The 6,223-nt window shown below is 62.9% G+C and carries 7 protein-coding genes and 2 tRNA genes; 4 read left to right on the plus strand and 5 right to left on the minus strand.

Annotated elements, in window-relative coordinates:
• Positions 1 to 394 precede the first annotated feature (394 nt).
• Positions 395 to 919: a hypothetical protein gene (locus NMQ16_RS18930; RefSeq protein WP_257082516.1), complete on the plus strand. Its 525-nt coding sequence runs from the start codon at positions 395 to 397 to the stop codon at positions 917 to 919.
• A gap of 861 nt (positions 920 to 1,780) precedes the next feature.
• Here NMQ16_RS18930 and NMQ16_RS18935 read toward each other — a convergent pair.
• Entirely contained in the window at positions 1,781 to 2,242 is a 462-nt protein-coding gene (locus NMQ16_RS18935) for a TraR/DksA C4-type zinc finger protein (RefSeq protein WP_257082520.1), read from the minus strand.
• Positions 2,242 to 2,544: a hypothetical protein gene (locus NMQ16_RS18940; RefSeq protein ID WP_257082523.1), complete on the minus strand. Its 303-nt coding sequence runs from the start codon at positions 2,542 to 2,544 to the stop codon at positions 2,242 to 2,244. The genes NMQ16_RS18935 and NMQ16_RS18940 overlap by 1 nt, the downstream gene beginning before the upstream one ends.
• 340 nt (positions 2,545 to 2,884) lie before the next feature.
• On the opposite strand from NMQ16_RS18940, the gene NMQ16_RS18945 reads away from it, so the two are divergent.
• On the plus strand, positions 2,885 to 3,196 hold the full coding sequence (locus NMQ16_RS18945) for a type II toxin-antitoxin system RelE/ParE family toxin (protein WP_257082525.1): 312 nt from the start codon (positions 2,885 to 2,887) through the stop codon (positions 3,194 to 3,196).
• A gap of 38 nt (positions 3,197 to 3,234) precedes the next feature.
• Positions 3,235 to 3,576 (plus strand): helix-turn-helix transcriptional regulator, encoded by a 342-nt coding sequence (locus tag NMQ16_RS18950; protein WP_257082528.1) that lies wholly within the window; start codon positions 3,235 to 3,237, stop codon positions 3,574 to 3,576.
• A gap of 88 nt (positions 3,577 to 3,664) precedes the next feature.
• Here the strand turns inward: NMQ16_RS18950 and NMQ16_RS18955 are convergent.
• The 3 genes from NMQ16_RS18955 to NMQ16_RS18965 all read right to left on the minus strand — a co-directional run bounded on the left by NMQ16_RS18955 (position 3,665) and on the right by NMQ16_RS18965 (position 5,203).
• Positions 3,665 to 3,741 (minus strand) — tRNA-Arg (locus NMQ16_RS18955).
• Positions 3,742 to 3,795: 54 nt separating this feature from the next.
• Positions 3,796 to 3,889, minus strand: a tRNA-Ser gene (locus NMQ16_RS18960).
• Between the two features lie 75 nt (positions 3,890 to 3,964).
• Positions 3,965 to 5,203, minus strand: coding sequence for an aspartate kinase (locus NMQ16_RS18965; protein ID WP_069040385.1), 1,239 nt, complete (start codon positions 5,201 to 5,203; stop codon positions 3,965 to 3,967).
• A 322-nt stretch (positions 5,204 to 5,525) separates the two neighbouring features.
• On the opposite strand from NMQ16_RS18965, the gene NMQ16_RS18970 reads away from it, so the two are divergent.
• Positions 5,526 to 5,819 carry a DNA-binding transcriptional regulator gene (locus NMQ16_RS18970; RefSeq protein ID WP_257082529.1) on the plus strand — a complete coding sequence of 98 codons (294 nt, stop codon included), beginning with the start codon at positions 5,526 to 5,528 and terminating at the stop codon, positions 5,817 to 5,819.
• Positions 5,820 to 6,223: the final 404 nt, after the last annotated feature.

Raw genomic sequence — 6,223 nt, forward strand, 5'->3', positions numbered from 1 at the left:
ACGGTTGGCCCTGCATGGCCAACCGGCTCTGGAGCGGCGCCTTCCCCTGTGGGAGCGGCGGCCTCGCCGCGATACGCACGTTGCACAACGACCACCGCGGCACTGATCGCGGCGGGGCCGCCGCTCCCACAGGGGCCGCTCCCACAGGGGCCGCTCCCACAGGGGCCGCTCCCACAGTGGCTGCATCCCAAAGTGGCTGCATCCCACAGGACCTGTATCCAACAGGGGCAAGCTCACAGAGGCTGCCCCAAAGTGGCTGGCTCACACAGTGGCTGTTCCCACCGGGCTCTCACCGAGAGGTGAGGCATCCCGAGCGGCAGAGAGTGCTTTACAGCTTGTGCGAAGGCTTGCGGCCGCATTCGCACTGCGCTTCGCAGGCGACGCAGTATGGCGTTTGCGCAGAAATCTCGAGACGTTCCACCGGGATGTCGGTGCAGCATTCGCGGCAGATGCCGTACGTGCCTGCGGCGATCCTCACGAGCGCGGCATTGATGGTACTGAGGCACGCAACATCTTCTTCCACGCGCTGCAGATCGATGTCGCGGTCGGGCGCGCGCTGCGCAGCGTCGTCGCCATCCTGCAGCAGCACATCGCGGGCAGGATCGGATCGGGTCATCCCTGCGAGATACGCCCTGCGTCTGGCGACCAGTTCTGCCTGTTGCCGAAGCAGCACGTGTTCGAAATGCTTCTGCTGCGTTGCGGTCATGAAGATATGCATGAAGGCCTCCTTCGCGATGCTGTGGTGGCCCGCTGTGTAGTTTCAAATCCTGATCGGACGTTTCCGCGCGGGGCGAAAGCTGGTGCCTTCGATGTTCCAAGCATGGGCGCAGCGCGCCAATACGGCTTGCGCTGCATCAAGGCTGCTGAAGGGAGGAGAAAAGGTTCGCCGAGGCGTGACCTGCATCAATCAGAAGGATGACCGCGCACCCTTCGACATCGATCGATGCCTCAACCCGGCCGTCTGGCCGACGCAACGCGCCTTGAAATCAGCGGAGGTGTCGTGGGGGTGGCAAGGTTCTCGTGGCAGGGGCGAGGTTTTTTGTGGGAGCGGCGATCCACGGTTGGCCCTGCATGGCCAACCGGCTCTGGAGCGGCGCCTTCCCCTGTGGGAGCGGCGGCCTCGCCGCGATGCGCACGTTGCACCGTGACGGTCATGGCACTGATCGCGACGGGGCCGTCGCTCCCACATCCCTGCGCTTGAGGTTTCGCCGCAGACTCTGGAGCAGCGCCTTCCCCTGTGGGAGCGGCGGCCTCGCCGCGATGCGCACGTTGCACCGTGACGGTCATGGCACTGATCGCGACGGGGCCGTCGCTCCCACAGTCCCTGCGCTTGAGGCTTCGCCGCAGGCTCTGGAGCGGCGCCTTCCCCTGTGGGAGCGGCGGCCTCGCCGCGATGCGCACGTTGCACCGTGACGGTCATGGCACTGATCGCGACGGGGCCGTCGCTCCCACAGTCCCTGCGCTTGAGGCTTCGCCGCAGGCTCTGGAGCGGCGCCTTCCCCTGTGGGAGCGGCGGCCTCGCCGCGATGCGCACGTTGCACCGTGACGGTCATGGCACTGATCGCGACGGGGCCGTTGCTCCCACAGTCCCTGCGCTTGAGGTTTCGCCGCAGGCTCTGGAGCGGCGCCTTCCCCTGTGGGAGCGGCGGCCTCGCCGCGATGCGCACGTTGCACCGTGACGGTCATGGCACTGATCGCGACGGGGCCGTCGCTCCCACAGTCCCTGCGCTTGAGGTTTCGCCGCGGTCTCCGCGGGCGCGGCCCCTGCGCACGGGTGGCTTCAGAGGCTTGCGGCGGCTTTGCGGCCGCGTTCGCGTTGCGCTTCGCAGGCGACGCAGTACCGGGTGTACGGCGCAACTTCTAGCCGTTCGGCCGGGATGACTTCACCGCACTCGCGGCAGACGCCGTAAGTGCCTTCGGCGATCCGCTGCAGCGCGGCGTCGATGTCGGCGAGGCGCGCGACATCTTCTTCGACACGCTGCAGATCGATCTCGCGGTCGGAGGCACGCTGCGGCGCGTCGTCACCGTCCTGCAGCAGCACTTCGCGGGCATGCTCGGCCCGCGTGAGGCCACCGAGATACGCACTGCGCCGTGCGCTCAATTCTTCGTGTTCCTGTCGCAGGATGAGTTCAAGACGCTGACGTTGTTCCGCGGTCAGGGGCAAATTCATGACGATTTCCTCCGTGGGCCATTGACGGCCCTTTGTGTTGTGTCGGATCCGGACCCGGATGACAAACTGCATCAGACGCCCAGCGGGCGAGCGATCAGCGAACGTTCGGGCGCAAAGGCAAAGCGGTCGAAAAGTGAATACACCGGCGTGTTGCCGTCGCGCGAGCACGAGTAAATGACCTTCGCGATGTTGGCGGTGGTGGACGAGTAAAGCACGATCTGCCGGGTACCCCACGCCGCATCGCTGTAAGCCACCGGGTACTCGGCGCGTCCGCACGGTCGCACAGTCGCCTTGGCGAACTCCAGCGGCGGACACACAACCGGTCCCGTGGGACTACGAAGTCCCGGATTGATGAGATCGGCGATCTTCGGCATGACACATCTCCATGTGACGCAAAGGCGGGTGCCTTCGACACTTCAAGCATGGATGCCGCGTGCGAATCCGCTTTGCGCCTGATCAATGCCGCTGCGTCCATCGACCGGACCATGCCATCAACGACATTTGCATGGGTAGAATCGCCGAAGAACCTTCATCGAGGTGCCGTTGTGTAACCACCTGATCAGATGGAATTCGTCAAGGTGGCTACGGAACACCCGACCAGGTGAGACGCAGTGCAATCGAACGCGCGCCATACATCATCAGGGCGCAGGAGACATGTCGCCCTTGTCTTGTATATCGGAAAGCGTATAAGTTGACATAAAGCCAATACTCTGGATGGGCGACAGCCTGGAGGCCATGTCTGTATTTCCGCCGGACGCGAAGCGCGAGGCCGGGCATCAGTTGTGGACGGTGCAACAAGGCGACGATCCGAGCGACTGGAAACCCATGTCGGGCATCGGCGCTGGCGTGCGGGAAATCCGCGTCCGCACCGAAAGTGCCTATCGCGTGGTGTATGTGGCGAGATTCGAGGAAGCCGTCTACGTGCTGCACGCCTTCGTCAAGAAAACGCAGCGAACAGCCAAGGCAGATATCGACCTGGCAGAGCGCCGTTACCGCGATCTGCTCGCAACGAGGAAAACGAAATGAGTACGCCTGACACGACCATCGTGACGAGCAGCGGCAACGTGTTTGCCGACCTGGGCTTCGATCCTGAAGAGGCGCAACACCTGGTGCTGCGGTCCGAACTGATGCGCGCGATCCGAAAGCATATTGAGGACAGCGGACAGACACAGCAGCAAGCCGCCCGGTTGTTCGGCGTAACGCAGCCACGTCTGAACATGGTGGTGAAGGGAAAGATCAACGAGTTCAGCCTGGACGCGCTGGTGAGCATGCTGGCCAAGGCCGGAATGCGCGTCGAGATGAAGGTGAAGAAGGCACCGGCACGCAGGCGTGAGGCGGGGCAAAGGATTTCGGCCTCTCCACCGCGCGAGTTGCTCACATCCGCAGCGCCTGACCGCATGACCTGAAGCGGGAGGGCGCGTGAAAGGTTGGTGGTCAGAAAAACAAAAGGCCAATCCGAGGATTGGCCTGAATGCTTGTTTCTCTTTGCGTTGTTGGCGCGCCCGGAGCGATTCGAACGCCCGACCCCTTGGTTCGTAGCCAAGTACTCTATCCAGCTGAGCTACGGGCGCGCTGCAAAGAGGCGATATATTAGCACAAATATAATGCCGTTCAAGCTCTGAAACTGGCGGAGGAGGAGGGATTCGAACCCTCGATACAGGTTTTGGCCCGTATGCTCCCTTAGCAGGGGAGTGCCTTCGACCACTCGGCCACCCCTCCGGTCCTTCCAAAAGCGCGCGAATCATACCGCCTGACCCTCCCCGGGTCAAACGCGCATCGCGCCTGCCGAGCGGATTACGCCGCCGGCTGGTCGAGTTCGAACGCGCGGTGCAGCACCCGCACGGCGAGTTCGAGATACTTCTCGTCGAGCACCACCGACACCTTGATTTCAGATGTCGAAATCATCTGGATGTTGATGCCCTCTTCGGCCAGCGTGCGGAACATCTTGCTGGCGACACCCGGGTGCGAACGCATGCCGACGCCGACTGCAGACACCTTGCAGATCTTGTTGTCGCCCTTGATTTCGCGCGCGCCGATGTGCTGGCGCACGCCTTCGACGATTTCCATCGCCTTGGCGAATTCGCCGCGGTTGACCGTGAACGAGAAGTCGGTCGAGCCGTCGTGGCCGACGTTCTGGATGATCATGTCGACGTCGATGTTGGCGTCGGCGATCGGGCCGAGGATCTGGTACGCGATGCCCGGGCGGTCAGGCACGCCCAGAACGGTGATCTTGGCTTCGTCGCGGTTGAACGCGATGCCGGAAATGATGGGTTGTTCCATATTGGCTTCTTCCTCGACAGTAATCAGCGTGCCCGGACCTTCGTGGCCCTCGTCCTCGAAGCTGGACAGCACGCGCAGCTTGACCTTGTACTTGCCTGCGAACTCGACCGAGCGGATCTGCAGCACCTTGGAGCCGAGGCTCGCCATTTCGAGCATTTCCTCGAAGGTGATGCGGTCGAGCCGGCGCGCTTCCGGCACGATGCGCGGGTCGGTGGTGTACACCCCGTCGACGTCGGTGAAGATCTGGCACTCGTCGGCTTTCAGGGCCGCCGCCAGCGCAACGCCGGTGGTGTCGGAACCGCCGCGGCCGAGCGTGGTGATGTTGCCGTCGGCATCCACGCCCTGGAAACCGGCCACCACGACGACATTGCCGTCATCGAGATCGCGCCGGATGTTGCGTTCGTCGATCGACAGGATGCGCGCCTTGGTGAACGCGCTGTCGGTCAGGATGCGCACCTGGCCGCCGGTGTAGCTGCGCGCCTTCAGGCCGAGATCCTTCAGCGCCATCGACAGCAGGCCTATGGTGACCTGTTCGCCGGTCGACGCGAGTACGTCGAGTTCGCGCGGATCGGGTGCCGGCGACACCTCTTTCGCGAGGCCGAGCAGGCGGTTGGTTTCGCCGCTCATCGCCGACACCACGACGATCACCTGATCGCCGCGGGCAACGTAGCGCGCGACGCGGCGCGCCACGCTCTTGATGCGGTCGGGCTTGCCGACCGATGTACCGCCGTATTTCTGGACAATGAGGGCCATCTGTACTTCCGCAGCGTTATACGAAAACCGAAGATTGTAACCGATCCATCCCGGCAGCACGCCGCGCTGCGCGCGCAAGGGATGACCGGCCGGCACGCCCCGGGACCGGTCCGCATGCCGGCTTTTCACGCAGCAAACCGAGTTGCAAAAATATGCAAATCTGTTTGATACAGGACGACGTGATCATTTATACTGAATTTCTCCTACTCCTTTAGTGATAGGAGACCCGCAGCATGTTTATGCGATTCGGCAAGTCGCCCGGACCGGACTTTCAAGGCAGGCACGGCTGGGTCGTCATCTAATTTTTTCAAGGACAACGAGCATGAAATCCACAGACACCATCGATGCACGAGAGATTCGCAAGAAGCTGGGCATGAACCAGTCGCAATTCTGGTCGCGTCTCGGCGTGACGCAGAGCGGCGGATCCCGCTACGAAAGCGGCCGCAACATGCCCAAGCCTGTTCAGGCCCTGCTGCGTCTGGTTCATGTCGAACAGATCGACATCAGCAAGATCCGTCGTGAAGACATGGACGTCGTCGAGTACCTGCGCGCGACCGATCCGGAAACCTTCAAGCGCCTGAAGAAGGAAGCCAAGGCCTACCGCAAGGCCAGCTGATTCCCAGGCAGCTGCAGAAGACAGAAGGAAGGCTCTGCCTTCCTTTTTTCGTTCACGGCGAGGCTTCAAGCGCAGGGCCTGTGGGAGCGACGGCCCCGTCGCGATCAGTGCCATGACCATCACAGTGCAGCGTGCGCATCGCGGCGAGGCCGCCGCTCCCACAGAGATGGCGATCGTGCTGTGACCATCGCGGTGCAGCGTGTGCATCGCGGCAGAGTGGCCGCTCCCACAACGGCCGCGCCCCTTCAGAGACCACGGCGAGGCCTCAAGCGCAGGGATTGTGGGAGCGACGGCCCCGTCGCGATCGGTACCATGACCAGCGCCGTGCGAAGCGCCTATCGCGGCGAGGGCGGAGCGGTAATGCCGTTCAGTTAGCACTGTCAGATAAATTTTTTTACGCAAGT

The sequence above is a fragment of the Methyloversatilis sp. XJ19-49 genome (assembly GCF_024580145.1).
Taxonomy (GTDB): domain Bacteria; phylum Pseudomonadota; class Gammaproteobacteria; order Burkholderiales; family Rhodocyclaceae; genus Methyloversatilis.